This window comes from Bacteriovorax sp. As-1 (assembly GCF_058446905.1).
The window spans coordinates 846919-873657 of record NZ_CP184341.1 but is presented as its reverse complement, the minus strand read 5'-3'; the positions used below and the strand labels follow the sequence as shown (position 1 = coordinate 873657).

Sequence of the window (26739 nt, the reverse complement as noted above, 5' to 3'; positions counted from 1 at the left end):
GTAAATGTTATGAAGAATTTTAAATCAGCTTTATTTTTCCTTTGTTGCCTGGCCGTAACCAGCTGTGCGACTAATTATGAAGAAGAGAAATCAGTTCTTTTGCAAAAACCTGAAGGTTCAGACCTGGTGACTGCATTTGATGTAGAAATAGAACAGGCCGAAAGTTATAAAACTCAATCACTTGAAGAACAAAAAAGAGCGGAAGAAGAAAGAGTCGCAGCAGAAGCTCTGGCTGCAGCTCAAAAGAAAGCGAAAGGGAAAACTTCAAAGACTAAAACTCCTGTTGCCAAAGAATCTGACTCAAAAGAATCAACTGCAACTAAAGAAGTCAAAGCAGTGGCGAAACCGGCCACTCAAGTAGCTTCGAGCAATTACCTAAATCCAGTGCTACCTGTTGATTACCCGGAAGAATATAAGGCCTATGATGCGAAAGCGAGAAGCGTGTGGAGCAAATTTAAACCTGTATTCTATCAAGGGGAACAATCCATTATGGCCATCAGCTACCTTGGGGTGACTGCTGGTTATATTACGATTCTTTCTAAGGAAGTTGTCTCGCTTAATAATAAACAAGCTTTCCATTTTTACGCTCGCTTTAAATCAAGTGATTCTTATCGCTACTTCTACTGGCTGGACGATAGACTAGACAGCTATGTTGAAAAAGAATCTTTTCTTCCAATGAAATATTCACTGATTCAAAGAGAGAAAAAACAAAATGTTGATGACCTTCAGCTCTTTGATTTCCAAAAGATGATGACGTACCACTGGTATAAACGTGTAAAGGAAGGATCAAATAAAGATGAGAAGATCAATGCACCTATTCCAAGCCTATCTCAGGATTCTTTCTCTGCACTCCAGCTTGTAAGAGGTCTTCCTTTAAACAAAGGTGACATCTATGAATTCCCTGTGGTGACGCGTGGGAAATTCTGGCTTTTAAAAGTTGAAGTTATGGGTGAAGACACTATCAATGTCGCAGACAAAGAAGTGAGGGCCATTAAGATAAGAGCAGAAACAAACTTTCCAGGGGTTCTTAAAAAGAGCGGTGACATTATCTTCTGGTATGGAAATGATCCTGAAAGAAAACTGCTAAAGTTCCAGGCCAAGATCAAAATTGGATCAGTCTATGGGGAACTGGTAGAATACAAACCGGGAATCAAGGTTCAGTAATTGAAGAATAAGTACTCCAGAAATATTCTTTACGTCCTGCCCAGCAAGGCCTGGAATACGAAGGAGCGCTTCGCTTTTCGCGATATCATTCAAGCAAAAGGGCATGGGTATAACGTTTATCTCTACACGTACGAAGACTCTTTTGCGGCAAAAGTGGCAAAGCATTTAGAGATCGAAATTATTCCTTATAAACCACATTTTATTAATCGCTTCCTGCGCTTTCATAAGCATTTAACTTTGGGCCAGGCCTTTAAGAAAAGTCACATTGATATCGTTCACTGTTACGACTTCACAGTTTTATGTTCACTTTCTTTCCAGCTTAAAAGACAAAACATCACAGCGCTTGTTGTGACTCAGGATCATAGTATCGACAAACCTCTTCAGCGTTTTTGGTACAGACCTCTAATCTCGCGCATTGATTCATTGATTCTTGCCAATAAAAACCTATTGCAAGATGCCCTTGGAAACCTGGGCCTTCCTTTAAAGAAGATCGAGTATTTTGGATTGGGGATCAAGTATGAAGAGGCGATTAACCCCCTCCAAATCGCGGTAAACTTCGAACTTTATAAAGACTATTTCCTCGCCGGAACTTATGTTTCTCCGGGACTGAATGACCATAAACACATCACTCCAATCCTAGCGGCCTTAAAAGTTATTAACCAAAAAGAGCCGGGTGGAAAAAGAAGTAAGCTGGTGTTGATTTCACCGGTGGATTTCCAAAGTATGTCTCTGCTACCTAATTTAATGAGAGACATTCAGGAGCAAGATCTGCAGGAAGATGTTCTTTTCGTTACAACTCAGGATATTGTGGGAGTCATCTCACGCCTTGATTTATGGGTGAGCAATTCACCGGACGAATTGATTGAAGACCATGCAATTTCTGCTCTTATTCACGAAGTGCCGGCAGTCTTGACTCGCAACTTTTGTAGCAAAGACTTAATCGAAGAGTATGAAGGCGTCGGAGAGACTTATAAGCTCTTCGATGCACGAGAGCTGCGCGATAAATGGGAGAAGATGATTCTCGGTCGTGCAGTTTATAGAGAGAAAACCAGACTCTACAAATATTTCATCGAGCGCGAACATTCGTACAAGAGTTATAAATCCCAACTAATGAGTCTCTATTCAAAATCGGTACAGAGAAGGGTTCGTCTTTTCAGGAAGAAGTAGAGCGAAGAGTAAACACTGTCTAAAAAATAGACACTCCTATCTTCCTAAACTCTTGAAAGTAAACCCTATTTAGCAGGCCTTTTTTTTGCATTTCTCCTCTGGAAATAGGTTTTCCTTAGAGGTTGTTATGTCTCTTAAAAACATCTGTTCATTTATTCTTTTAACAGTATTGGCACTGCCTTTTATGGCCAGTGCGGATGAGTTTAGAGAACGCACCTTTATTGATCACTACACAAAACTGACTATGGAAAACCGCGATCGTCTTGTGACGTTAACTGACAATGTTCAAAACGGAGAGCTTTTCCAGAAAATGCGCCAGAAGGCCCGCATTTCTTCATTAACCAATGATGAACGCCAGATGCTTCGCGAAGCATGGGGGCAATTGCTTTATTCGCACTTACAACTAAACCTGATTATCGATAAATTATCTTCTTATGAAAAAGAAATCAAAGATGATGAGTTCTTAAAAGATGATTACTTCACAATTCAGTACGCGGCTTACCTGGCCCAATACAGAAGTGCGATTGCCTTTATCCGTGCGATGAGAACAATCCCAACAACTGACAAAGTTTTGAATGAATCCTTTGCAGAATTAGGACTTGAATCGAGAACTTTTGCCCGCTTTAAGTTTGAATACCTCAATATTAAAAAATTCACAGAGTATTCAGATTACAGAATTCAGGGATTAACAAATAAAGTGAGTGTTTCTCCTCTGAGTTTAGGAATTGAAAAAGACGAAGAGTACATTGGAAAATTCAACCGCTATAAAGGCTTCCTATATACAATGAAAAATGCCGGTAGAATTACGGCCCACTTACTCTTTAAAGTCTATTTTCCTCTTCAGAAGAATATCTCTGAATGGATGGGTGATGAACGAGTCGCTCGCGGGAATGAATTCTTAATCAACCAGGAACAAATTAAAATCATCCACGCTAAATTAAGAGCGGGAGATGTCCTGATTGAACGACGTGAATGGTATTTATCAAATATCGGTCTACCTGGATTCTGGCCGCACGCTGCTCTTTATATTGGGCGTCCGGAAGAGCGCGCTTACCTAGAGCAAGACCCGGAAGTTATCGAATGGGTAAAAGCTGAAGGAATTGAAAGTGGAAGTTTTGAAGAGCTTTTAGCTAATCGACATAAAGAAGCTTATCAAGAAAGTTTAGGTAAGGACGAAACAAAACACGACTACCGTGTCCTGGAAGCGATGAGTGAAGGGGTGGTTTTCACCAGTCTAGAGCATTCTGCAAATGCGGACTCGCTTGCCGTCATCCGCCCGCGACTTTCAAATTTAGATATGGCCAAAGGACTTTTGACGTCGCTGAAATACCAGGGCCGTCCTTACGATTTTAACTTCGACTTCAGAACAGACTCAACAGTCGTTTGTTCGGAACTGATCTACTATACATATCAGCCGACAAAAGAAAAAAATGGGCTCTACTTCCCAGTGACAACGACCATGGGAAGACCAGTGGTGACTCCGAATAACATTATTAAGGAATTCACTGAAACGTATGGAACAGATAAACAACAGTACGACTTGGTGGTATTCTTAGATGGTAACGACAAAAAACGCGAGGCCGTTTTCTCTGATATCGAAATGCTTAAGACGACGTGGAATCGTCCAAAGTGGTTTATCTTCACTCAAAATAAGAAAAAATAGGTTTTAATTTCAATAAGTTACTTCACTCATCTGCGGTGGGGGTTAGACTCACCGCACCCTCTTCGGTGAAATTCAATAATTCATTCGACTTACATAGGGAAACCTAGTATATTTGCCCTTCAAATCTAGTAACTCTTTTTTAAAGCAGAAGCTGGGGCCTATTTTTAATAGGTAAAAAAACTCTCTCGAGGTATTTATGGCTCAAAAACAGGAACTAAAAGCAAGTTGGATGAAAGGTTACGACGTCGTCATTGGTGAAGACATCGAAACAAAGAAAGAAACTGATTTTAGTAAGCTACTAGACACGGCAACAACGAAAAATTTTGAAGAAGGTGAAGTGTTCATGGGAACAATCATCAACATCGGTCAAGATTACGTTACTGTCGACATCGGTTACAAGCAAGAAGGTCTTGTATCGGTGAAAGAATTCCAAAACTACGATGGATCACTGAAAATTAAATCAGGTGATAAAATCGAAGTTTACCTAGAAAAATTAGAATCTCACATGGGGAACCTAATTCTTTCTAAAGACAAAGCAGAAATCCTAAAAGCATGGGATCGCATTTCTGCTGCTTGCGAATCTGGTGAACCATTAACTGGTACAGTAATCGCAAAAGTAAAAGGCGGTCTATCTGTTGATATCGGTGTTAAGGCGTTCCTTCCAGGATCACAAATTGACATCCGTCCAACTCGTTACCTTGATAAGTACATTGGTAAAACAATGGAATTCAAAGTTATCAAGTTCAACAAGAAAAGAGGGAACATTGTTCTTTCTCGTCGTGCAATCCTTGCTGAAGAGCGTGGAAAAATGCGCGGTGAAATTCTTTCTCAAATCGAAGAAGGAATGGTTGTTAAAGGTATCGTTAAGAACATCACTGATTACGGTGCATTCATCGATCTTGGTGGTATTGACGGACTTCTTCACATTACAGATATGTCATGGGGAAGAGTTAAGCACCCATCTAACATCCTTAATATCGGGGATGAAATCGAAGTTAAGATTCTTAAGTTCGATACAGATAAGGAAAGAGTATCTCTTGGTCTAAAACAAGTTCAAGCTAACCCATGGGAAGAAGCTAGAACAAAATACATCCCAGGAACTAAGGTTGCTGGTGAAATCGTATCTGTTAAAGACTACGGTGTATTCATTGAACTAGACGATGGTATCGAAGGATTAATCCACGTATCAGAAATGTCTTGGACAAACAAAATTAAAAACCCAACTAAGCACTTCAATGCTGGTGAGAGAATCGAAGCTCAAGTTCTAGACGTAGATGTTGAGAACAAGAGAATTTCTCTTGGACTAAAACAACTTCAAGCAAACCCATGGGATGCTCTAGTTGCTAAGTTCAAAGTAGGTGACAAAGTTAAAGGTAAAGTAAAATCTATCGTTGACTTCGGTGTATTCGTTGACCTAGGTGAAGAAATGGATGCATTAATCCACGTTTCTGATATCTCTTGGACAAAGAAAAACATCAACCTTGGTGAAGAGTTCAAAGAAGGTCAACAAGTAGAAGCAATGGTTCTAGCTGTTGATAAAGAAAACCAAAAATTCTCTCTAGGTCTTAAACAACTAGAGGAAGATCCATGGAAGAAAATTGAATCTCGTTTCCCAGTTGGAACAGTTGTTGAAGCAGAAGTTGTTCGCGTAACTGACTTCGGAGCTTTCGTAGAACTAGAAACTGGTATCGAAGGTCTAATCCACATTTCTGAACTATCTGAAGAAAGAGTTGAAAAACCATCTGACGTAATTAAGAAAGGTGACAAGCCAAAAGCTATGGTAATTTCAGTTGATAAAGAAGCGAAGAAAATCGCTCTATCAATGAAAGCTGCAGCTCACGGTGGAGAGTACAAGTCTACTGAAAAAGTAAAGGCCGCTACTCTTGCTGATAAGTTCAAAAAAGACATGTAATTCGAAAAGGTTTTAACCCAACTTTGAGAATGAATTGGCCCGGAGCAATCCGGGCCTTTTTTTTGCCTACTGATTAATCGTCTTCTGTCTCGTCTTATAATAAATCACATCTGAAAGCAGCTGACCTGCAAAATAGGTCCCTACGGCCTTGGCAAATCCCACCTTAGGGTTTGGAGTCATGCACATCTGATTGTGCATTAAAAGGGCAAATCCGATGTTGTAAGGCACGCTTCCCAGAGTCCAAAGGCGATGGAAAGTGTAGCGGTCAAGGCCAGAGTCTCCTGTCTGTAGAGTTCCGGAATTGTCTTGATATTCTTTTTCGGCCATTGCTTCAAAGAGAAGCTCACGGCTTTCTTCTAGGTCAATTTGATCGATATCAATTGACGCCTTGATTTCTTCCATAGTCATTTTTGAATGCGGTTTTTGTTTGAAGAGTTTTTCAGTCGCTTCAAGATGTTTTTCAAAGAGCCCATTTTCCTGAGCATAGTGCAGAAGTTCAGCAACTTCTTCTGCCAGTTTTGGATCATTCTTCATTGTTTCAAATTTCTTCTGCATTTCTGCATTGTCGTCATTGAAAAAATACGAGTAAGCTCCAGATGGCCCAAGGTCGGCAACGGCAGCATTGAAGTAGGTAAGTGGTGCGCGCACCGTCCATGGATTAAGTCTTGGATTAGAAGTCACGAACGTTCCACCGACATAAGTGAAAATCCCGGAAAGGGCGAGTTCGAAATACATTCCCTTCATCCACTTTGAATCTTTTTCTTCATCCTTGTGAGTGTAAGCATAAGTGACAGCTGTCGAGGTCATTGAACCGGCCGTTAATGCCCAGGTCAGTTTTTTAGAAAGGCGAAGATCGGCCGGAGTTGGCTTTTTTTGTAAGTGAGATTTACAACTCATATAAAGCTTCTCATAGAGAGCAATCTTCTTTTCAAGATTCATTTTTTCAGCAGCTGATTTTGAAGCTGCAATTTGCTTAGCACGGTACTTATCAATTTTCTTTTTATGAGAAAGGAAGCGGTCCCAGTTTTTATTTTTTAAATCAACTGGCTCACCTTTAACAGTTTTTACAAACTCTGTAATCAAGTCATCGCGAAGATCTTTATCATCCTGACTAAAGAGATAAATCGCACGCATTGAGCGAATTTCTTCATCGTTAAGTGTGTTGAGATCAATGGCACGAAAAGCGAAGAAAAAATCTGAGAGCTGATCTGTCGTTGTTTCTAGTTGAAGCCGCTTATTAAAAGTTTCAGCATTGAAGCGGGAAGGAGCTAAAAATGGAGTGAGGATTTCTTTGCAGCTTTCTGGTTTTGCCGCAGGTCCGCGATCCATATGTATTGGAGACGAGCAGGCCGAGAAAAGCAGAGTTAAAACGAGCAAAGCTGGTGTTGTTTTCATTCCCAGCTAATCGGCTAGTAAACAAAAATAGTAAATCGCTCGGGTGAACCGAGCAGATTCCACTCATAAAAAAAGAGGGCCTAGTAGACTCGGTTGAAAAAACAGTCCAGTGGACTGTTTTTACTTCTTTTGCAGATTAAAAACACTGAACCAATTTTTATAAGTTCAACCGAGCAGATTCCACTCATAAAAAAAGAGGGCCTAGAGAAGTAGACCCTCTTAATCCCCCCAACACAACCCTACTTGTATTGAAGAGACAAAGGACCTCACATTCATAGGCCCCCTGTGTACTTAAAAATTTAATTACTCACTATCAGATTTCTGTTCCTGACCACGCCCCCCAGGAGGTGGCCCCTTAGGTTTTTCCACTCCGCAGGCACTGAAGGCCGCTTCCATAGCTTCACGTGATGGTCTATTTCCGCTTCCAGGTGCGCCGATTTTTCCTTCTAAACAGCTTTTTTGAGCGTCTGTGAGTTGTGGTCCGCCGCCAGGTCCTCTCTGACCGCGTTCACCGGCGATTGCAATTGACAGGCATAAACTTAAAGCAAAGAGCATTGTTGATTTCATATCTCATCCTCCGTTGAAACAAGAATAAGGCAGAACTATTGAAAGATTATGGAGTGGGTAAGGGATTGATATTAAAGACAAAAAAAGCCCTTATTTTACTACTTAAAATAAGGGCCTTTTAGTGTGTGTGCTAAACCTTTGGAGGGTTTTGTAGCTTGTTAGTCGATAACTTTATTTTGAACAACGATCAGAGCAGAAAACGCTGACTTCGTTGCGTACATTTGGTTTCCTTGAGCGTCTAGCATCGCAGTTCCATTTACGTTGAAGCGAGGGTTTTTTGCCCCTTCAGTTTCCTGAATGCGGTAGAACAAATCAGAAGCTAGTGAGCTTGGAAGACGAACACATCCACCAGAAGCTTTTTTACCTAACATTCCTTCTGTTCCTTTTGGAGCTTCGTGAAGAGCGATGCCACCGTTAAAGAAGATAGCAAATGGCATTTTAGTCCCACCTGTTAGCCATGAGAATCTTCCACCGTAAGCTGAAGACCTGTGGTCTTTGCTTAGGAAGGTTGGAGTGTAGTATCCAGTTGGAGTCACAGTCCATGAGTCTGCTTTGGAGTGGTGTTCACCTTTTCTTTCGAACTCATCTCTACCTGTAGAGATTTTTTCTTCTCTGATTAACTGGCCATACTCGAACACTTTAATAGTCTGGGCGTCTTTGCCTGTATTGGCCTTGTTAACAACAACAACGTAACGGAATTCTTTCGTCCATGGTTGTGTTTCAAAAGTTTTTGTTGTGAATGTCACGTCGACATCAACTGGTCTTGTTGTTCCCAGAGTTGCCCCTGCCATGTCTTGTGCAGAAACTGTAAGCGCACTTAGTGCGAAAATCATTGCGAATAACGTTTTCAATGGAATCTCCTCGTTCATTAAAACAGTGGGAGGTTAGTAACACTACAAGCGTGGTAAGGCATCCTAAATCTTTAGGGGTAAATTTGTTTATCTTTAGAACTTGCTGATAATGCGTTTGGTGTTGGAAATTTTTTTTACTGACATCTTTTGCGGCAACGCAGTGTAACCCAAGTTTTTTTGTCGCCTTGTTTCCAGATTGCCTTTGTCGGATGTTGCCACAAAGCAACACTTTGTTACCAAAAGTCTTTTAAATTTTCCAAACCCAACGATAATGGATTCATGGAAACAAATACAATTGAGACTAGCCACTCACAATTATGGTTAGAAAATTTACTGGCCGAGAAAACGAAAAAAAATCCGCAATTCTCTCTTCGCGCTTTTGCCAAGATGGTGGATGTGAGTCCGGCGGTTCTTTCAAGAGTTCTTTCTGGAAAAAGGAAGATGACTTTCAATCTGGCAACGAGAATCGCAGATGCACTTCACATGGGGCCGATTGAAAGAGAAACGCTTTACTCTTTTTTCACTGACCCGCAATCTGATGAAGAGAAGACTGATAGACACGAAAAAGAACTAAGCATTGATTGTTTTAATGCCATGAAGGAGTGGTACCACTACGGTATTACCCAACTTCTTTTTATGCAATCATTTCAGGAAGACCCTAAGTGGATTGCGAAAATGCTTTCGATCACTGAACTAGAGGCCAAGATGGCGGTTGAGCGCCTGCTTCGTTTAGGGATTTTAGATAGAGATGAAGAAGGGAAATTATTCAGGACTTCAACTCATCTTTCAACCAGCACTGATATTGCTTCAGCAGGCATCAGGCATTTTCAAAAACAAATTTTAGAAAAATCAATTGAGTCTTTAGAAAAGGATCCTCTTTTAGAAAGAGATATCACTTCCATTACTGTCGCGATAAATGAGGAGCGTATCCCTGAAGCTAAAAAAGAGATCATGAAGTTTAGAAAAAGAATGGCGGAGTTTTTAGGAGAAGGTGAGAAGACCAGAGTGTACAATCTGGGCGTTCATTTAATTCCTTTGAGCAAGTCAACAAAAGGGGATGTTTAATGAAGTCTATTTATATTGGATTAATCTTAATGGCTTTAAATCCTTCCACTGTATTTGCCAAGGGTGGTGATGATGCTGGCAATGGTGGATCAGGTTTACTTAAATGCTCCCTGTTCAGCAGTACTCGTGCATATCAAAGGCCGGGAAATATAGTCCTGAGAACGGAGGTGTGGAAATCACATCATACGCGAGACAATTTTTTTACTATTTAAATGAAGTTATGCCAGAGCCTATTTAGGGTAATCCTTTTTACTTCTGTCATGATGCTCAACTTTATGGAGAAATAGACTCTATCGAGTTTCCACGTTTAGATTTGATTTCTAATATTTTTCCCGTCTATAGCAGATTTGATTCGCGCTTCCAGAGCGATTCATCAGGTAAAATGCAGATTGATAGAATAATTCAGGAAAGAGTCTTAAAGGAGATAGGTGTGAATTATCAATCAGACCTCTTTTTTAGATATAGATTCAATGGCAACAGTTTTGGTTACGTTGTAAGACCATTTCTGGATACTTATACAAATAGCTACTATTGGCCTTCGACCAACAACTTCTTTATTTCACCCGTGTTAAAAATAATTACAGAGTATACAGGGGAAACAGAAGGGTTGTACTTAGGGGAGATGGAGCCTCAGAGGCTTGTCACACCAAATGAAAATAGAACTATTGTGGCAAAGCTTCAGGTTGCTGAAAAAAATATCATGAAATATGGTTTTTACATTAGAGACGGTCAGAAAAAAAGACTGGAGTATGAAGATCAAATAGAGACAGAAACGATTTACTTCTACTTCCCATTCAGTGATGTGCAAGACCCATTGGTAAAAGGAAGTAGAAAAATTGTGACTGTAAAATTTGCGGATCCTGACAGTTATACAAAAAAACTTGGGTGCGTGTTTAGTAAAAATTAAGGAACATCAAGTTGAAAGTACTCATATTAATTTTTTTTAGTTTTTTATTAATATCAACAGCATCTGCAGGCCTGGAAGAAATTTTTGGCAATGCTGAAATTGGGGATCAGTGCGGAAGTGATTACCAATGACAAACTCTATGCTGCAAAGGAAATAGTGGAGGCAGTTTAACTTGTGCTGAACATAATTCGCAGCAATCATGTTCAAAGCCAGCTGGTGAAACATGTATTTCCAATGAATTTTGTAAATTGGAGTATGTGACCGTTTGTAAGGTTGTAAGAACTGGAGTTGGGGCAGATGGTTCACCTATGTGTGTGCTCAGATGTCCGCCAACCTTGGTAAAAGGATCATGTGTGAATAATATTTGCCGACCTCCTATTGCACCTCCAGTTCCATCATTTGATCCAAAAGATTGTTCGAATGCAGTAGACCCTTAGTTGCAAAAGGCCCCCTAGAGGGCCTTTTTTATTGCTGACGACATCTTTTTAAAACTTCTTTGATCTGATCTCTTGCGATTTTTAAAGGAAGTTGTTTTTTTATAATGTTAGTTAGAATGACTTTGTCGGAGATTGATAATTCACAAAAGTCAGATTCAGTGTAACAGTTCACATGATCCTTAAAAGCCCTGGATTCAATTTGCTGGCAGCTTAAATGAGGATTGTCCATATAAGAGCGGTAGATCTCATCCTGAAGACAAAAAGCATTTTTGGCTAAAAAATCTTTTCCTCTTACTGAGAAACGGTAAGCTTTTGCTTTTAAGAATTGTTCGCAATAAAAGTAACCAAAATCTTTGGCATAACCGGCCGGACCGCAAGGAATAGTTTTCTCTAGTGAGAGATAAAAATTGCAGGACCCATATTCTGGGGCCTGCAATTCTGCTTTGACATTAAAAGAAAATAAGAGGCATAGGATAAACGTCTTCAAGAGAGTTTATTTGCCGTTTCTAGCATCCCAGTTGATATCATCAAGAGTTCCAAAAGTGAAACCTTCGCTGATTAACTGAGGGATGTACTTCGCTAGCATTTCTGCTGATTGAGGACGAAGATCGTGCATCAACACAACTCCACCTTTTGTCTTACGAGATTCATACATATATCCAGATAGACACTCATCGATTGTCATCTTCTTGCTCCAGCAGGCCCAGTCAGCCGCTTGCACATATTGTCCGTCTTTTAATTCAACTTCACCACCGATGTCCCAAAGGATTGGTCCAATGTATTGTCTTCCAACTTCTTCTTTGTTTAGAAGATCAGCAAACTTATCATCCCATGCTCCTTCCGGCGCTCTGAAATAGAAGTTTTTACCGTTAGACATATATGGAGCTAAGATAGTGTGGGCATCAAGAACTTCTTTCTTAACAGTTCTTTTCCAAGAGAAGAATGAAAGGTCTTTTAGTGCGTGGTGATCAAGAGAGTGGTTAGCTACAATGTGGCCTTCAGCTAAGATTCTTTTCATGATAGCTGGGTGGTCTTTAGCGTTGTTGGCGATAACAAAGAAAGTCGCTTTTACGCCATATTCTTTTAGAGTATCAAGAATTTTTGGAGTAACAGCAGCAGTTGGACCATCATCGAAAGTAAGGATGATTTCCTTTGAACCGCGGTGAAGTCTTTCCATGTTCCCTTGAGAGAAGACTTTGTCCTGGGCATTTTCATCTTGTTGCCCAATGATTTTGCCTGAGAAATCAGCGAAAGCGCTTGCTGACATTAAAAAAAGTGCAGCTAGTAAAGTTGTTTTCATTTGAGAGTCCCCTTTTGACATTGTGTGAATGTGGGGGTCTTATACTAAAATTCAAAATTCTTGTCCTAGGGGGTGAAATTCTTTCACGGGGGATGCCTCTGAATGAGTATTTTTTTCATGGAGAGCAGACAAATGCGGGCAATTTATGGTTTAAACGCCCAAAATAAATCGACTTCATTTACTAAGGGTAATCTATGAAAAAGATGATTGCGTCTGCACTATTCTTAAGCTCTATCAGTGCTTTTGCTTACAACACTGAATACGCACAATTAAGACCTGGAAAAGAAATCCTGGTAGATGTTGCTAAAAAAGACGTTATTTCTTTAACTTTAGAAACAAACAGCAAAGATGGAAAGGCCGAGCCAAAGTTCACATTAGTAAAACAGTGGAGTAACTTTGAGTGTGAATACAAGCAAACTCTTCTTCTACACTCAGGATACAATATCGAAAGCAAAACTTATAAAAGAACTTGGGAAATCCAGGTAACATGGACTCCGGGAGCTGATCTTTCTGGGTGTATCGTAAAAGTGAGTTTCCCGGGAATGGCAGACTCTCGTGCTGAACTTTTCATGAACTACTAAAATATGAAAAGTCACTTCGGTTACATTTATCCAACAAAAAATATGTCAGTTCTCGATCTGAATATGACGACAATTCGCGATTTGGATGAGAGCATTGATATTTTGTGCGCGCACTTCGGTGAAGATGACCAAGACCAATCTTTAGCTGAAGAGCACTGCCCTTATTTTGGAGTTCTTTGGGAGGCGGGGATTGGCTTAAGCCAGTTTCTAACACCAGAGATGTGTGAAGGGAAAAAAATCCTGGAGATCGGATGTGGTCTGGCATTGCCAAGCTTTGTGGCTTCAAGATTTGGGGCCGATGTCATTGCGACAGATTTTCATGCTGATGTGCCACTTTTCTTAGAAAAAAACCAAATTGATAACCAAGTTAAGTTTCAATACGAAGAGATGAACTGGCGTTCTGAAATTGAGCGCACGAAAAATAACCTCGGCACATTTGATCTCGTTTTGGGCTCTGACATTCTTTATGAAAGCCAGCACCCTCTTCAAGTGGCCCAGGCCTTGATTGCCTTTTTAAATCCTGGAGGAAAAATTATTCTTTCTGACCCGGGAAGGGCCTATATCCAGAAATTTGTTTCTTCGATGAGAGAGCTTGGCTATCCGGAAGAAATGCAGACGATGAGAGTGAATGCGAAATTCACTCCGAAACAAGTAGACCGCGAAATCTTTTTATTTGAATTTAAAGCTTAGGAGCACACACATGAAGGCATTACTTTTTAGTATTTTATTAATGGCAAATACTGTAATGGCAGGAGAGAGTGGTGTTTGGCTTAAGTCAAATGATGAAGACTCTGTTGTTGCAAGACTACCTCGTTTAATTATGGCGACTTTTGTTGACCAAGGATTCAAACAAAAAGAAATTTCTCCTGGGATTTTTGAACTAAAAGTTTCTAACGTAAGATGCGACTATTTATCTAGGGATTCAGCTTATCCGGATCTTCCAACAGCAGGACTTCCAAGTGTAAAGTGTTTCACTGATGCAGTTTTAGAGATGAACGGGAAAGGAACAAAAATTCAGGAAGGTCGTTACCTGAATGAACTTTTTAATACGATTCAAGAAAAAAGAGACCTACCAATTACTGACTGTGCAATGGGGGGGAAGTGTGTTTCTTTCGTTTCAACAATTCAGTGTTGGGTTGATTTAAATATGGAAGAAATGAAAGACGCTTATTCTTGTTTCTTAAAGTAAAATATCTTCGAAAAAAGCACCGCGACCGATTTCATCATCGATCACATGAATCTCCAGTACCCATAATGTGGGTGTTGGGGAAAAATCAATATTACCTAATTTTTCTTTTGAATGGACAGCGTGAGGGAAGTCGCCAAGTCTATGGCCGTACATATTGCTATTGAGTCTCAGGTTTAATTTTTTAGCTTCATTTTGAGCGAAAGCATAAAGCTCTTTGCCCGTTAACTTTTGCTCTCTCCACACTTTTTGAGTGGTGTAGAAAATGGCCTTTGCACTCTGAGCAAGGTGTTTATGCTTTGGATCGTGTCCAATAGTAAAAGTCTCTCCGAAATCGCCTTCGTGGTTGTAGTAAACCGGGCCGATATCAGCAAAGAAAACATCATCTTCGACAATGGTGTAGTCGTCAGAATTATCACGGAAGTTTTTTGTGGTGTTTGGGCCGGCTCGGAATTTTGTTGGGTGCCATCTTTTTTCAAGGCCTGAATCATCCATCATACTTTCTAGAAGTGTGCGACCTTCTTTTTCAGTCATACCTGGAGTGATTTTTTTAGCAAAACTAGCAACGACCTGACGGGTTTTTTCCTGCGCGCGCAGGTAATCATCCAGGTTAAATTGTTCGCCTCTATTTTCTAGAGGGGAGCTCATTTATGGGGGCTCGGAGGGCAAATTGCGCAGCCGTAGTCCGAGTCTTCGTGTTCATCGATCTCGTCTTGCAGGCTCTGCTGATAAGCTTTGATCTCTGTGTCGTCAGCGCCAAGTGAGCGGATCAAAGTTTCGGCAAGGCCTGGAGCCACCACTTCGATATCTAATCCCGCTTCTTCCATTTGCATAGCAAAGGCATAAGCATCGTTAATTTTATCGATGGTTGTTTCGAAGAGGCTGGTGCCAGATAATGAATCAATGACGCGAACTTGGTTTGACATTTACCAAGACTAACAAGAGAATGCTCCCATGGTAAAGAGAGTTTTTTATATCGAAAAAGAAAAGTTTTTGCGTTCAATGATGGAGTTGGCACTGCGAGCTAAAAAGGCAGAAGTCTATACTGTTGAAACCTTGAACGAGAACTTTTACTTGATTGATGACCTCAAACCTAACCTGATCATTTTCGACCTGGACAATCACCCGGCAGACCTAGAAAGACTCTATGAGTACTCACAGGGGACTAAACTAGTGGCCACTGGGCCAGTTGGTTCTGAGAATTCCCTGGATAATAGGGTCTCTGGCTTCATTCCTAAACCCCTTGTGGCCCATAATCTGGCCGAGAGGGTTCTTGCCTTAATTGACTAAATTAGTTTTAGAGAATTTTTGTCCTCTTCCAAGCAGATTTTAAGGGATAACTTAAAATAGGATTATGACAAATCAAAAACTTGGAATCCTTAGAGAAAAGAATGCATTCGTCGTTTTTCTCTCTCAACTTTTATCAACCGTCTGTGACAAGATGATGTCCATTGGACTCGTCTGGTATCTCACCACCATGTATTCGATCAATATCGTTCCATGGTTTTTAGCGGTGAGTTTTTTACCACACATCTTCATGTCGTTTTATTCTTCCAAGCTCATCGGGCGATTTGGAATTTTAAAAACAGTCATCGTCTCTGAATATTTTAGGGGAGCTGTTTTACTCGCGCTTTTCGGCGCCTTGTTTACTGTTCCTGAAAAGAGTAATGCCTTTTTGATGTTTTTATTTGCAGCCTCTTTTTTAGTAGGAATAGGCTCGAGTGTTTTTAACCCGGCGATTCTATCGCTGCCGCCACTTTTAGTTGAAGACGAAAAAATTGCTCCACTCAATGCTTTGTTAGACACCAGCTTTTCAATTTCAAATATTTTAGGGGCCGCTTGTTCCATTTTCTTACTTAACATTTTTGATATCAAGGTTTTGATTCTTATCAATGCTGTGAGTTTTATCATAGCAGCGCTTTTGCAAGGAATGGTAAAACTTATCAAGACAGAAGAGAAGGCCTCGGAGGATGCAGAGGTGATGGGGCCAATGGTCGTCTTAAAAAAATACCCAGCTATTGCAAAAATGCTGATGAGCTTTCTTTTCATCAACGTCGTTTTTACTCCGATTATGGTTATGATCCCTTGGTATGTTGAGAATGTTTTTAAGGGCAACGGAAGTGACTTGGCCATGATTGAAGGAGCTATGGGAGTCGGGGCCTTTTTAACGGGAATGTTCTTATCTCTAAGCGCTTTTACTGTGAGAGAAGAAAAACGTATCGGAATGATTGCGATAATTTGTTTCTTATTTGGTCTTTTCTTTCAGGTCTTCTCATTCTCTAAAACCACAGGGGAAGCATCCTTACTCTTATTTTTAATCGGGGTACTGAGCACATTCTTAAACGTTCAGGTCTTAACTTATTTCCAGACATCACTTAAAGAAAGCGAAGTGCCTTCGATTATGGTGGCAGTCAATATTATTTCTGCCGCTTCTATGCCACTTTCTTTTGCTATCTCAGGAGTTTTACTCCCAGTGGTAGAAGTTCCAAAGTTTGCTTTAATCTGCGGTCTCTTGACCATGCTGATTGCGTTTTTTATGCCGAGTTTTTTAAAGACTAAACCATCAAGTGAGAATGTATGACGTTTGGAAACAATGAAGTGATTGAAAGAGCAGTGATCGGCGATGTTGATGAAATCATCAACCTTTATCGCGCGGTTTATGGGAGAAAGTATCCTATCTCTTACGGGACAGACCCGGAACTTTTATCGCGCTCGATTCAAAACCACGACACTCATATGGTGCTTGTGGCCCGCGACCTCAATCAGAAAGTGATTACAGGGGCGCTAATTACCGAGATTGATAAAGAAAATAAAATTGGAAAGCTTGTGGGTCTTGTCGTTCATCCAAACTTTCAAAAGAATAAGATTGGGAATCACCTGGTGGTTTATGTAGGAGAGCATTTCCTGGAAAAGGAGAGTGAACTCAATTCTCTTTATGCCACAACTAGAACTAACACAGTTGGGCCTCAAAGAGTCTTTATTAAAAACCAATACCTGCCATTAGGGATTTTTCCCAATGCTCACCGTTTGAGTCAGTATGAAACAGTGACTCTTTTTGCCAAATTTAGAAAAGGACTTTTGGAAAAACGAGTACCAACAAAAGAAGTCTCGCAGTCATTGATCCCCATGTATAACATCCTTCAAAATATCGTTCCAGATTTATCGATTCCAGCGGGCGTACCACTAACAACAGTAGAAGTTCCATCGACAACAGAAGCCTGGGACTTTGAAATCATCCGCGCACCCCACTATGTATATAGAAAATTCCTGGAAACATTTCCTGATCCAAAGGATCGCTTCTTTCCTTTTCACACACCTAATATGCTGATTGCGGACAAGAAGGGGAGAATTGAGATTTTTGCTTATTTTAGTAAACGCGATGGTTACTGCACCTTGATTAAAGCAACAAAACCTATTTCTGAACTTGCGGGGAGTTTAACGAGTCTTTACATGCAGCTCGATGATATCGGGGTGTCTTACATTGAAGTTCTTATCAACGTAAAACTCACACAATTTATTGAACCTCTGCTGGCCGGTCAGTTCGTTCCAAGTGCCCTGTACCCGGCGATGAGAGAAGTAGACGGCAAGTTTGAAGACTACATCGTTTTAAGTAGAACAATGGAACCTTTAAACTTTAGAGGAATGGCCGTTATTTCTCAGTTTAAACCTTTTATTGATCAGTATGTGGATACCTGGAAGCAGGTGAACCTGGATACTATCGAGGTTATTTATGGAACAAAATAAACTTAGAGTCCCAAACAGCGATAAATTAAAAAGTGTTCAGTCCCTGTGCGATCAAAGTGATCCGTACAGTGGATTTAAAAAAAGTGATGATGATTTTATCAAGGCCATGAAAGAGATTTCGGCCTGGCATATTGAAAAGAGTGATTTCTACCGCGACTTAAGTCACTCGCAGAAATTTAGGCCTGAAGATATTAAAACACTTGATGACTGTCTGAAGATTCCACACCTGTGGGCACATTTCTTTAAAGGAAATGAGATTTTATCAGTGCCGCCTTCAGAAGTGTTTTTACACCTGACTTCTTCGGGAACGACAGGGCAGAAGTCTCAAATCTTTTTTGACGAATGGACGATTCGCTCAGCTCAAAGGATGGTAGACTGGATTTTTGAAAAATACGGTTGGGTGAGCGAGACGCAAAAATGCAATTACGTTCTTTTTAGTTATCAGACAGAAGCAAGTTCAAAACTAGGAACGGCCTACACGGATAACTTTCTTTGCAAATACGCTCCGATTAATGAAGTTTTTACTGCTTTAAAACTAACAGGAAGTGGTGGACACGAGTTTGATTGTTTTGGGACAATTGATGCTTTTAGAAGATTTGCAGAGCAAGGACTTCCTGTCAGGCTTTTTGGTTTTCCGGCCTTCTTTTACTTTGCTTTAGAGCGCATGAAAAAGTTAGGGCTTCCGCCTTTAAAGTTCCACAAAGACTCAATGGTCTTTCTGGGAGGAGGTTGGAAAGGAAATGCAGATAAGCAAATTGAAAAAAATGACTTATATGAATTAGCAGAAGAGATGCTGGGCATTCCTAACGATAGGCTTCGCGACGGGTTTGGTTCAGTTGAGCACTGTATTCCTTATGTAGAATGCTCACAGCATGAATTCCATGTTCCTATATGGTCGCGTGTTTTTATCCGCGATGTTGAAACGCTAAAACCATTAGGTTTTAACCAAAAAGGGTTTCTGCATTTTGTTTCTCCTTACATTACCAGCATGCCTGCTCACTCGGTGATTATGGGGGATATGGCCTCTCTCCATGAGAAATGCAAGTGCGGGATGGAGACACCATATTTTAAAATCCACGGAAGGGCAGGAGTGTCTAAGAATAAAAGTTGTGCACTAGCGGCCTCTGAACTTTTAAAAGGGAAGGCGTCATAATGAGTGCAAATCTTTGGGCCGGACAAATTGTTTCCGACGATCAATTTAAAAATGAGATTAATAAGCACTTTGAGAATTCACTTTTTTGGGCAAAACCACCGCTGTCACACTATGTGCTGTTTGATGTGGTTAAGAAAATGCAAGAAGAACTTAAAGCAGAAGGCACTCTCTATAAGGCATTATTAAAAGATTTAGAAAGTAGAGAAGACATCACAAAAGACGAAGTGAAAGCTTCAATGGATGGACTGATTGATTTTTTAAGTGTCGACCAGCTTCGCATAAAACTAAAAAGAGAATTAGGCAGCGAGCACCCATTCGAACTAAAAAGACAGGATGCCAGAGAAAATCATTTTGAGGCCTGGTATCCATTGGGAACATTGGTCCATGTAACACCTAATAACTCACCACTTCTTGGTGTTTTGGGTGTCATGGAGGGGCTTCTAAGTGGAAACGTTAATATCTTAAAACTTGCCAGAAGAGATAGTGCTTTTGCCGCTCTTTTTTATGAGACCCTTTGCAAACTCGATACGACTGGCACGATTAAAGATTATGTTTATGTCGCTAAAATTAGTTCGAAAGAAAAAGATTACTTGAAAAGTGTTCTTTCACTTGCTGATGTTATTTCAGTTTGGGGAGGAGAGGAGAGTGTTCAAAGTGTAAAAGAAATCTCTCCTCGCGGTGCCCGTATCGTTGAATGGGGTCACAAGATTTCTTTTTCTTATATCGCTAAATCAAAAAAACAAGATTCTGAAGTTTATAAAAGCCTAGCTTATGAAATCTGTCTCAATGAACAGATGGCCTGCTCAAGTCCTCAGTGCGTTTTTGTAGAAGATGCTGACTTTAGTGAGTTAAAAGAGCTGGCAAAAAATCTGGAGAAGGCCTTAAATGAAGTGTCTCCGAAAATGAAGCGAGTTCTTCCTGGAGTTCAGGAAACGGCAGAGCTTACAGTCACAAAAGAGCAGGTGAGACTTAAGTCGATTAAAGGCAGAAGTCATCTTGTAGAATCAAAAAATCATGACTGGCGTATTTATGTTGAAGACACTCCCGCTCTCAACTCCTCGCCACTTTTTAGAACGATCTGGCTTAAACCAATGCCAAGACATTTAATCATTAGTCATTTAAGACCACTTAAAATGTATTTGCAAACAGCAGGGATTGCTGCTGATGCCTTTGAAGTTGAAGCGCTTTCTCGCGATCTTTATATGGCCGGTGTTCAAAGAATCAGAGCGATTGGAGAGATGACTGACAGTTATATTGGTGAGCCTCATGACGGGGTTTATGCTCTAGAGCGCTACTGTCAAAGAATTAATTTCCATGACTCAAAAAAAGCAGTCATGATGAAAAATAAGAGCTCTTTTGAAGATCAAAAAGGGATGAACCCAGTTAGAACAACTCCAATTATGGAAAAAGCAGATTTCCAAAACCAAAAAGTAGAAGACCGTTACTCGGACCTTTTCTTTTATAGTGGAGGAAGCTCTGGAGAACCGAAGCTTTCAGTTTTCACCTACGAAGATTATCACCGTCAGATGGAGCTTGCTTCCGAAGGTCTTTATGCTGCTGGATTAAACCCAGTGACAGATAGATGCATGAATCTCTTTTATGCCGGGTCTTTATATGGTGGCTTTACCAGCTTCTTTACCATTTTAGAAAAACTTCACGCCGTTCATTTTCCAATGGGAGCAAGCACTGACTTTGCTCTAGTTGGAAAAACGATTATTAGAAATAAAGTCGATACACTTTTAGGAATGCCTTCGTACTTTATTCAGCTTTTTAAAGAAAACCATGAAGAGCTAAAAAAATACCGCGGGATTAAAAAGATTTTTTATGGCGGTGAGCATTTTAGTGAAGCGCAAAGAACATACTTAAAGCGTGAATACGGAGTAGAAATTATCCGCTCAGCTAGTTACGGCTCTGTTGATGCCGGCCCTCTTGGGTACCAATGTGAATTCGCCACAGGGGGAGTTCATCATTTACATGAAAAACTTCATGACATGGAAATCGTGGACCTTGAGGCCGATGTTCCGGTTAAAAAAGGTGAGATTGGAAGACTTCTTTTCACTTCAAAAGTTCGTCATGGGCAAAGAATTGAACGTTATGCCATTGGCGACGTGGGAAGAGAGTTAAGTGGCCCTTGTGAATGTGGTCGCATGGGAACTCGTTTTGAACTTATGGGACGCCATGGAGATGTTTTTAGAATCGGGACAACTTTTTTAAGTTATCAAAAGTTTCAAAAGATCTTAATTGATAAGTTTGACTATGAAGGCTCTATCCAACTTCATCTTCACGCAGGTGAAGGACTGAAAAAAGAAAAAGTCATTATTAAAATTGAAAACCTTTTTAAAGCATCGCAGACTCCTGAGAGCTTGTTGAAAACTTTTATGGACGAGTATAGCGATCTAAGACTTGTTGTGAAAGAAGACTTAGTTTTAGATTTTGAAGTTCAGGTCGTGGAACGAAAGGACCTTACTTTTAGCAGCAGCACTGGAAAATTAAGAAGCGTAATTGATCACAGGATTTAATATGCAAAAATGGACATTAAAAGAAATTGTAGAACATGCTAAAAAACATTCTCCTTATTATAAGGAACTCTATAAAAATGTTCATTCAGATAAATTATCAGATCTCCCAATCATTGATCAGGTCGAGTTTTGGAAAACAAGAGTGGTGACTGATGATCAACCGGATGGGATTGTGTTTAAGAGTGGCGGAAGCACCGGTGCTCCAAAGTACTCCTATTTCACTCACCAGGAATGGATCGCTTATACCGAGTCCTTTGGCCATGGAATGAGCGAAGGGATTCTCGAGCATGGAGATAGAGTAGGGAATCTTTTTTATGTAGGGGACTTATACGCTTCTTTTCTTTTTATTAAAGATTCGCTGCAGTTTATTCCTTCTGCAAAAAAGAAAATCACGCAATACCCGATCGCCGGGCAAACTGATCATGTGCAGATTTTAAAAATCATCGAAGAGTTTAACATCAATACGATTGTGGGTGTGCCATCGGCCATCTTAACGATGCTTGAGAAGTATTCGGCCGATAAATCAAAGTTTCCTCATCTTAAAATTCAAAAGCTCCTTTTTGGAGGAGAGGCCTTATATGATGATCAGCACCTGGCCTTAAAAAAGATTTTTCCGGACATTCAAATTTCATCAATTGGCTGCGCGAGTGTTGATGGGGGAATGATTGGCTATTCAAGCACAGATTGCGCCAATAATGAACACCGTGTGTACGACGAAGCAAGTATCATCGAAATTGTTGATCCTGATACTAACGAAGTCATTACAGAGAAATATAAGGTAGGGAAAGTTCTCTTAACCAATCTGACCAGAAAGTTAATGCCTATCATTCGTTATCCCGCTGGAGATATGGCCATGTGGTTAGAAGATGAAAAAACTCCTAATCGCAAATTTAAACTGCAAGGAAGATCAGAAGAGGCCGCAAGACTTGGGACTCTGAGTGTATATTTTGAAGACACACGAGATATGGTGATGAAGACATTAAAAGAAGCTTCAGGCATTCAGTTTCAAATGGTACTAAATCACTACGATCACAAAGATGAGTTGACTTTTAAAATTGCAGGAAGTGGAATTGATAGAGCAACGTCTCAAGCAAGACTGACTGAAGCTTTCAGTAAAGAGAAACCAGGTTATGCTGATATCCTAAATAAAAACCTGATTCATCCTCTTAAAATCGAAATTGTCGAACAAAGTGCTCTCGATGCGAACGCTAGAACGGGAAAACTAAAGCGCATTATTGATCAACGTACAAAGTAGCAAAAGGAAAGAATAAATGGATAAAGACACCAAAATTGTTATTTTCGGAATTGTACTGACTGTCGTGGTTTTCGCTTTAGCTGTTTTTTTCAGGCTTAAATCGTAGACAAGTCCATTTCTTCAAGTCTTGGGTCGTTCGGCCCTAAAATGTATTTTTGTACACCTAGGTTTCCAAAAATAAAGTCAGGCACGCGGATACGATAGAAAATCCCTTTTTCATGATTGGTCGTATTCACCACATTGGTCTTTGAAAGAATGGCCGAATGAGCACCGCCATCTTCATAAGGAATGAAAAGATCGTAATGATCCTGTTTTGCCAAAAAGAAGTTAACGATATGCTCTCTTAGCCCTTTCATGTCTTCCGGGTCATAACTTGAAACCAGAAAGCTGTTTGGATACTTTCTTAGAACAATTTTCTTTAACAGGTCGTCGTCGAGTTGGTCTTTTTTGTTAAAGACAATGATCGTTTCCTTATCGGTGACGTTTAGTTCTTTTAAAACGTCATAAGTGACCTGTAATTGCTTTTCGTAATGCGAGTCTGAGATATCACAAACGATAATTAATAAATCAGCTTCTAGGGCCGATTCAAGCGTTGTCTTAAACCCGTCAATCAGAGTGTTGGGAAGGTTGGAAATAAATCCTACCGTATCAATCATAATCATCGGAGGTTTCGTGTCCGGGTTAAGCATGCGGTAAGTAGAGTCGAGTGTCGCAAAGAGTTTGTTCTCTTCTAAGATTTCAACGCGGCAAAGACGATTCATGATCGATGACTTTCCGGCGTTGGTATAACCAACAAGTGCAGCTGTCACGGCCTGATTTTCACGGCGCTTCTTTCTGACTTGTCTTTGTTTTTCAAGCTGAATTAATTCTTCTTTATAGAATTCAATTTTTTCTCTGATGATACGACGGTCAAGCTCGATCTGCTTTTCACCTTCTCCTCCGAGAACCCCGACTCCTCCACGCTGGCGGTTTAAGTGAGTCCAGAATCCGGCAAGACGCGGAAGCATGTACTGCAGACGTGCAATTTCGATTTGGATTTTTGCTTCTCTGGTGCGAGCGTGTTTCGCGAAGATTTCTAGAATAACGTGAACGCGGTCAACGACAGAAAGACCAGTGATCTTTCTGATGTTGGCGATTTGTCTCGCCGTTAATTCAAAGTCAAAAACTAAAAGCTGAGAGTCATCCATTTTAGCGGCTTCAGCGATCTCTTTTAGTTTTCCTGAACCTAGGATCGTTGCAGGATCAATTTCTTTTTTATTCTGAATGTGGGCCTCTCCGGTCTTTAGACCAAGAGTGCGCAGAAGTTCTCTAAGCTCATTGATTGAGCGTCTGGATTCACTTTCAGTTTGGTGATCCGGGAAATTAGGCGAGACTAGTGAGACAAGTGTCGCACGGTAATTGGGATCAATATTAAATTCGTTGTCCATCATAAGCTAAAATTATCCTGCATGAACCGGAACCAAAATGTTATCTAGTAGGCGAGTGGTTCCTGATCTGAAAGCCGCTACAATGACTAATTCCTGGGTTTTGGCACTCGGGGCTTCCATGTTATCAGAGTCGAGGATTTCCAGGTAATCCCATCTCTTATCATTTTTTAAAACATCACTCACAAACGTTTTGTAGTCTTGTTTGGTGCGGATGAGTTTTTCAATTTTCACTAGTGTTTGTGGAAGTGTTAAAGCTTCTGCACGCTCACTTTCTGAAAGGTATTGGTTGCGGCTTGAAAGAGCTAGACCCTCGGCGTTTCTTACGATCGGCATGATGTGGATCTTGATTTTGATATCCAGGTCTTTCACCATCTTTTTGATGATCAGGCATTGCTGAACATCTTTTTGCCCAAAGTACGCAATGTGTGCGCGAGTGATAGTAAACAGGCGGTAAACAACTGTTGTCACTCCATCAAAGTGAGTCGGTCTTACTGAACCTTCAAACTTCTGAGTCATAGGTCCCACAGAGATCGTTGTCGAGAACCCTTGCGGGTATATTTCTTCATTTGATCCCGGAGCAAAAACGGCAATCTCTTTTTGAGCGCTGATTAATAAGGCCATTGCCGAAATTTTCGCCAGGTCTTCATCAAGTGTGCGCGGGTATTTATCAAAGTCTTCGTTGGGCCCAAATTGTTTGGGGTTTACGAAGATCGTGACAATCGTCACATCGTTTTCTTCCGTCGATTTTTCAATTAACGAAATATGTCCTTTGTGAAGATTTCCCATAGTTGGGACCAGACCGATTCTTTCGCTTTTAAGCGCATTTCTGTAATGGTCGAAATCTTTTTTCGTCGTGAATACTTTAATCATATTTAGTTAGGTGGAAAAAACTGGAGGATAATTTTATGGGCCAGTTCTTTTTTTGTTAAGATGCCTTCGTAAGTAAAACCTTTTGGCGAAAGCAGGCGGTATTCAGCGAAGTCAGCATTAAAGCCTGTGACTTCCTGGTTTTTAGTCAGGCCATTGTTCACTTTAGTTCCTACTAAAAGATCAACTGGCTTTGACTGCATTTTTTTATTTAACACAGAATCACTTGGGTCTGTTTCTGCGGCAAATCCTACAACTTTAAGTTTTGCACTTTTCTTTTCCAGCACTGTTTTTAAAACATCGGTCGCCGGTTTGATCTTTAGGCTATCGCCCATAGAGTCTTTTTTGATTTTAGAATCAGAAACGTCAAACTCGATATCAGAAATCGCTGCTGAACTAATATAGAGATCAGCGTCGTTTAAGTGTGAATGAACCGTATCCTTCATCTCTTCAACCGTTTTAGCGCGAAGAAGTTTGAAGTTAGGGTGTTTTGAATAAAGATTTAATTTTGCCGTTGAGTGAGCGCCGGCAATCATCACTACTTTGTGTCCCATTGAAAGGGCCGCTTCTGCCAGGTAGTAGCCAGTAATTCCCGAAGAAGAGTTTGTCAGGTAGCGGACAGGGTCAAGCGGAACAATCGTCGCCCCAGTTGTAACCAGAATCGTTTTTTGGTCAGCGCTCTGGATTGGTTTGATCATTGTCGGGATGATTTCGATAATCTCCTCGACATTTGGAAGTTTTCCAAGGCCCACTTCTTCACAAGCTAAGATACCGGCGTCAGTAGGAGAGACAAAAAGATTGTTTAGAGTTTTAAGTTTCTTAATGTCTTCGATATTTTTTTCAGTGAAGGGGTGATGAAGCATATTAGTGTTCATCGCCGGGAAAATTAAAGTGTTCTTGTGTGGTTCAAGCGCAAGGAAAACAGATGACAATAAATCTGAAGCCTGGCCTTGAGCTAAACGAGAAAGAGTGTTGGCCGATACTGGAGCAATCGCAAATACATCACACCAGCGTGCCAGGTCGATATGCAGAACATTTTTGTGAACGAAGTCGTCTTGTGCTTTATACACGTCACTCACACCTAAGTAAGTGAAGACTTCTGGTACGACAAATTTCAAAGCACCTTCAGTTAAAATAACTTTAACTTCATGTCCTTTTTTGACCAGTCCGCGAGCAATGTCTAATGATTTGTAAGCTGAGATTGAACCGCTTACGCCTAACAATATTCTCATTGAAGGAATATTTCATAAAAGGCGCGTGTTTGCAATTTAAGGCATGACCATAGTCACGATTTTCTTAGTGTGCGGGATGTAACTAAAGACAAAAAGAGTAGAGAAAAAAATGAGGAAAGTTGCTTGCGTAACTACCAGAAACCAGCCCATCTTTCCTAAGCTCTTATCGACCTTTTTGTAGGTGTAATTGGACTTTAAAACCTGGTGTCTATACTCGACAGTAGACGAAGAAGAATATTGGCTGATTTTGTTCATGACCTCTTGGTCACGGAACTCCTGCCTTTTTTGTTGCAATTCTTGTTCGGTCATACCCCTAGCCTTGTAGAATATTGTACGGAACTTATCGG

At 40.5% G+C, this 26739-nt stretch carries 26 protein-coding genes; 15 read left to right on the top strand and 11 right to left on the bottom strand.

All coding sequences use genetic code 11. The annotated features are described in order from the left end of the window. The first annotated feature begins 9 nt into the window (after window positions 1–9). The 4 genes from ACN20O_RS04410 (at window position 10) to ACN20O_RS04395 (ending at window position 5906) form a co-directional block, all read left to right on the top strand. Window positions 10–1164: a DUF3108 domain-containing protein gene (locus tag ACN20O_RS04410; RefSeq protein WP_491637582.1), complete on the top strand. Its 1155-nt coding sequence runs from the start codon at window positions 10–12 to the stop codon at window positions 1162–1164. Next, window positions 1165–2331 (top strand): glycosyltransferase, encoded by a 1167-nt coding sequence (locus ACN20O_RS04405; RefSeq protein ID WP_491637580.1) that lies wholly within the window; start codon window positions 1165–1167, stop codon window positions 2329–2331. A 127-nt stretch (window positions 2332–2458) separates the two neighbouring features. Next, complete coding sequence (locus tag ACN20O_RS04400; RefSeq protein WP_491637578.1) at window positions 2459–3994, top strand: YiiX/YebB-like N1pC/P60 family cysteine hydrolase; 1536 nt, start codon at window positions 2459–2461, stop codon at window positions 3992–3994. 229 nt (window positions 3995–4223) lie between these two features. Continuing rightward, window positions 4224–5906, top strand: a complete 1683-nt coding sequence (locus tag ACN20O_RS04395) for a 30S ribosomal protein S1 (protein WP_491639258.1) — start codon at window positions 4224–4226, stop codon at window positions 5904–5906. A 66-nt stretch (window positions 5907–5972) separates the two neighbouring features. On the opposite strand, the gene ACN20O_RS04390 is transcribed toward ACN20O_RS04395, so the two are convergent. The 3 genes from ACN20O_RS04390 to ACN20O_RS04380 form a co-directional block, all read right to left on the bottom strand. Next, window positions 5973–7301: a hypothetical protein gene (locus ACN20O_RS04390; RefSeq protein ID WP_491637576.1), complete on the bottom strand. Its 1329-nt coding sequence runs from the start codon at window positions 7299–7301 to the stop codon at window positions 5973–5975. 303 nt (window positions 7302–7604) lie between these two features. After that, the gene (locus ACN20O_RS04385; protein WP_491637574.1) at window positions 7605–7868 is read right to left on the bottom strand and encodes a hypothetical protein; all 264 of its coding nucleotides are present in this window, start codon (window positions 7866–7868) and stop codon (window positions 7605–7607) included. Window positions 7869–8026: 158 nt separating this feature from the next. After that, complete coding sequence (locus tag ACN20O_RS04380; RefSeq protein WP_491637572.1) at window positions 8027–8719, bottom strand: L,D-transpeptidase; 693 nt, start codon at window positions 8717–8719, stop codon at window positions 8027–8029. A 279-nt stretch (window positions 8720–8998) separates the two neighbouring features. On the opposite strand from ACN20O_RS04380, the gene ACN20O_RS04375 reads away from it, so the two are divergent. Both ACN20O_RS04375 and ACN20O_RS04370 read left to right on the top strand, forming a co-directional pair. Next, complete coding sequence (locus ACN20O_RS04375; protein WP_491637570.1) at window positions 8999–9784, top strand: TIGR02147 family protein; 786 nt, start codon at window positions 8999–9001, stop codon at window positions 9782–9784. A 430-nt stretch (window positions 9785–10214) separates the two neighbouring features. Continuing rightward, entirely contained in the window at window positions 10215–10691 is a 477-nt protein-coding gene (locus ACN20O_RS04370) for a hypothetical protein (protein WP_491637568.1), read from the top strand. A 465-nt stretch (window positions 10692–11156) separates the two neighbouring features. On the opposite strand, the gene ACN20O_RS04365 is transcribed toward ACN20O_RS04370, so the two are convergent. Together ACN20O_RS04365 and ACN20O_RS04360 are read right to left on the bottom strand one after the other, a co-directional pair. Next, a complete protein-coding gene (locus ACN20O_RS04365) occupies window positions 11157–11615 on the bottom strand; it encodes a hypothetical protein (RefSeq protein WP_491637566.1) in 459 nt (152 codons plus the stop codon). Window positions 11616–11621: 6 nt separating this feature from the next. Further along, complete coding sequence (locus ACN20O_RS04360; RefSeq protein ID WP_491637564.1) at window positions 11622–12428, bottom strand: polysaccharide deacetylase family protein; 807 nt, start codon at window positions 12426–12428, stop codon at window positions 11622–11624. A 194-nt stretch (window positions 12429–12622) separates the two neighbouring features. Here ACN20O_RS04360 and ACN20O_RS04355 point away from each other — a divergent pair, with 194 nt between their 5' ends. From ACN20O_RS04355 to ACN20O_RS04345, 3 genes are read left to right on the top strand one after another with little or no spacing between them, the layout of a single operon-like run. Continuing rightward, entirely contained in the window at window positions 12623–13009 is a 387-nt protein-coding gene (locus ACN20O_RS04355; protein ID WP_491637562.1) for a hypothetical protein, read from the top strand. A 3-nt stretch (window positions 13010–13012) separates the two neighbouring features. After that, a complete protein-coding gene (locus ACN20O_RS04350) occupies window positions 13013–13699 on the top strand; it encodes a class I SAM-dependent methyltransferase (RefSeq protein ID WP_491637560.1) in 687 nt (228 codons plus the stop codon). Between the two features lie 10 nt (window positions 13700–13709). Next, window positions 13710–14198 carry a hypothetical protein gene (locus ACN20O_RS04345; protein WP_491637558.1) on the top strand — a complete coding sequence of 163 codons (489 nt, stop codon included), beginning with the start codon at window positions 13710–13712 and terminating at the stop codon, window positions 14196–14198. Here ACN20O_RS04345 and ACN20O_RS04340 read toward each other — a convergent pair. Both ACN20O_RS04340 and ACN20O_RS04335 read right to left on the bottom strand, forming a co-directional pair. Then, window positions 14190–14843 carry a M24 family metallopeptidase gene (locus tag ACN20O_RS04340; RefSeq protein ID WP_491637556.1) on the bottom strand — a complete coding sequence of 218 codons (654 nt, stop codon included), beginning with the start codon at window positions 14841–14843 and terminating at the stop codon, window positions 14190–14192. The genes ACN20O_RS04345 and ACN20O_RS04340 overlap by 9 nt on opposite strands. Beyond that, on the bottom strand, window positions 14840–15121 hold the full coding sequence (locus ACN20O_RS04335) for a hypothetical protein (protein ID WP_491637554.1): 282 nt from the start codon (window positions 15119–15121) through the stop codon (window positions 14840–14842). Before ACN20O_RS04335 ends, ACN20O_RS04340 begins: the two co-directional genes overlap by 4 nt. Before the next feature lie 28 nt (window positions 15122–15149). Between ACN20O_RS04335 and ACN20O_RS04330 the strand changes: the two genes are divergently transcribed. The 6 genes from ACN20O_RS04330 (at window position 15150) to ACN20O_RS04305 (ending at window position 22866) form a co-directional block, all read left to right on the top strand. Next, on the top strand, window positions 15150–15485 hold the full coding sequence (locus ACN20O_RS04330) for a hypothetical protein (RefSeq protein WP_491637552.1): 336 nt from the start codon (window positions 15150–15152) through the stop codon (window positions 15483–15485). Window positions 15486–15549: 64 nt separating this feature from the next. Continuing rightward, window positions 15550–16776 carry an MFS transporter gene (locus tag ACN20O_RS04325; protein WP_491637550.1) on the top strand — a complete coding sequence of 409 codons (1227 nt, stop codon included), beginning with the start codon at window positions 15550–15552 and terminating at the stop codon, window positions 16774–16776. After that, the gene (locus tag ACN20O_RS04320) at window positions 16773–17939 is read left to right on the top strand and encodes a GNAT family N-acetyltransferase (protein ID WP_491637548.1); all 1167 of its coding nucleotides are present in this window, start codon (window positions 16773–16775) and stop codon (window positions 17937–17939) included. The genes ACN20O_RS04325 and ACN20O_RS04320 overlap by 4 nt, the downstream gene beginning before the upstream one ends. Then, entirely contained in the window at window positions 17926–19092 is a 1167-nt protein-coding gene (locus ACN20O_RS04315) for a LuxE/PaaK family acyltransferase (RefSeq protein ID WP_491637546.1), read from the top strand. Before ACN20O_RS04320 ends, ACN20O_RS04315 begins: the two co-directional genes overlap by 14 nt. After that, complete coding sequence (locus ACN20O_RS04310; RefSeq protein ID WP_491637544.1) at window positions 19092–21611, top strand: acyl-CoA reductase; 2520 nt, start codon at window positions 19092–19094, stop codon at window positions 21609–21611. The genes ACN20O_RS04315 and ACN20O_RS04310 overlap by 1 nt, the downstream gene beginning before the upstream one ends. 1 nt (window position 21612) lies before the next feature. Continuing rightward, the gene (locus tag ACN20O_RS04305; RefSeq protein WP_491637542.1) at window positions 21613–22866 is read left to right on the top strand and encodes a phenylacetate--CoA ligase family protein; all 1254 of its coding nucleotides are present in this window, start codon (window positions 21613–21615) and stop codon (window positions 22864–22866) included. A gap of 95 nt (window positions 22867–22961) precedes the next feature. Here the strand turns inward: ACN20O_RS04305 and hflX are convergent, their stop codons facing one another. Genes hflX through ACN20O_RS04285 form a run of 4 tightly spaced genes read right to left on the bottom strand, consistent with a single transcriptional unit; the run spans window position 22962 to window position 26647 of the window. Beyond that, on the bottom strand, window positions 22962–24296 hold the full coding sequence (gene hflX, locus ACN20O_RS04300) for a GTPase HflX (protein WP_491637541.1): 1335 nt from the start codon (window positions 24294–24296) through the stop codon (window positions 22962–22964). A gap of 9 nt (window positions 24297–24305) precedes the next feature. After that, the gene (panC, locus tag ACN20O_RS04295) at window positions 24306–25163 is read right to left on the bottom strand and encodes a pantoate--beta-alanine ligase (protein WP_491637539.1); all 858 of its coding nucleotides are present in this window, start codon (window positions 25161–25163) and stop codon (window positions 24306–24308) included. Between the two features lie 2 nt (window positions 25164–25165). Next, window positions 25166–26392, bottom strand: coding sequence for a bifunctional phosphopantothenoylcysteine decarboxylase/phosphopantothenate--cysteine ligase CoaBC (gene coaBC / locus ACN20O_RS04290; protein ID WP_491637537.1), 1227 nt, complete (start codon window positions 26390–26392; stop codon window positions 25166–25168). Window positions 26393–26428: 36 nt separating this feature from the next. Next, complete coding sequence (locus tag ACN20O_RS04285; protein ID WP_133566584.1) at window positions 26429–26647, bottom strand: hypothetical protein; 219 nt, start codon at window positions 26645–26647, stop codon at window positions 26429–26431. Window positions 26648–26739 lie beyond the last annotated feature (92 nt).

Coding starts and splice junctions, on each gene's coding strand:
- ACN20O_RS04340 (WP_491637556.1), bottom strand. CDS start 14,843: ATGAGCTCCCCTCTAGAAAATAGAGGCGAACAATTTAACCTGGATGAT.
- ACN20O_RS04360 (WP_491637564.1), bottom strand. CDS start 12,428: ATGAAAACAACTTTACTAGCTGCACTTTTTTTAATGTCAGCAAGCGCT.
- ACN20O_RS04355 (WP_491637562.1), top strand. CDS start 12,623: ATGAAAAAGATGATTGCGTCTGCACTATTCTTAAGCTCTATCAGTGCT.
- ACN20O_RS04315 (WP_491637546.1), top strand. CDS start 17,926: ATGGAACAAAATAAACTTAGAGTCCCAAACAGCGATAAATTAAAAAGT.
- ACN20O_RS04330 (WP_491637552.1), top strand. CDS start 15,150: ATGGTAAAGAGAGTTTTTTATATCGAAAAAGAAAAGTTTTTGCGTTCA.
- ACN20O_RS04390 (WP_491637576.1), bottom strand. CDS start 7,301: ATGAAAACAACACCAGCTTTGCTCGTTTTAACTCTGCTTTTCTCGGCC.
- ACN20O_RS04325 (WP_491637550.1), top strand. CDS start 15,550: ATGACAAATCAAAAACTTGGAATCCTTAGAGAAAAGAATGCATTCGTC.
- ACN20O_RS04395 (WP_491639258.1), top strand. CDS start 4,224: ATGAAAGGTTACGACGTCGTCATTGGTGAAGACATCGAAACAAAGAAA.
- ACN20O_RS04385 (WP_491637574.1), bottom strand. CDS start 7,868: ATGAAATCAACAATGCTCTTTGCTTTAAGTTTATGCCTGTCAATTGCA.
- panC (WP_491637539.1), bottom strand. CDS start 25,163: ATGATTAAAGTATTCACGACGAAAAAAGATTTCGACCATTACAGAAAT.
- ACN20O_RS04285 (WP_133566584.1), bottom strand. CDS start 26,647: ATGAACAAAATCAGCCAATATTCTTCTTCGTCTACTGTCGAGTATAGA.
- ACN20O_RS04410 (WP_491637582.1), top strand. CDS start 10: ATGAAGAATTTTAAATCAGCTTTATTTTTCCTTTGTTGCCTGGCCGTA.
- ACN20O_RS04400 (WP_491637578.1), top strand. CDS start 2,459: ATGTCTCTTAAAAACATCTGTTCATTTATTCTTTTAACAGTATTGGCA.
- ACN20O_RS04345 (WP_491637558.1), top strand. CDS start 13,710: ATGAAGGCATTACTTTTTAGTATTTTATTAATGGCAAATACTGTAATG.
- coaBC (WP_491637537.1), bottom strand. CDS start 26,392: ATGAGAATATTGTTAGGCGTAAGCGGTTCAATCTCAGCTTACAAATCA.
- ACN20O_RS04305 (WP_491637542.1), top strand. CDS start 21,613: ATGCAAAAATGGACATTAAAAGAAATTGTAGAACATGCTAAAAAACAT.
- ACN20O_RS04375 (WP_491637570.1), top strand. CDS start 8,999: ATGGAAACAAATACAATTGAGACTAGCCACTCACAATTATGGTTAGAA.
- hflX (WP_491637541.1), bottom strand. CDS start 24,296: ATGATGGACAACGAATTTAATATTGATCCCAATTACCGTGCGACACTT.
- ACN20O_RS04350 (WP_491637560.1), top strand. CDS start 13,013: ATGAAAAGTCACTTCGGTTACATTTATCCAACAAAAAATATGTCAGTT.
- ACN20O_RS04335 (WP_491637554.1), bottom strand. CDS start 15,121: ATGTCAAACCAAGTTCGCGTCATTGATTCATTATCTGGCACCAGCCTC.
- ACN20O_RS04310 (WP_491637544.1), top strand. CDS start 19,092: ATGAGTGCAAATCTTTGGGCCGGACAAATTGTTTCCGACGATCAATTT.
- ACN20O_RS04320 (WP_491637548.1), top strand. CDS start 16,773: ATGACGTTTGGAAACAATGAAGTGATTGAAAGAGCAGTGATCGGCGAT.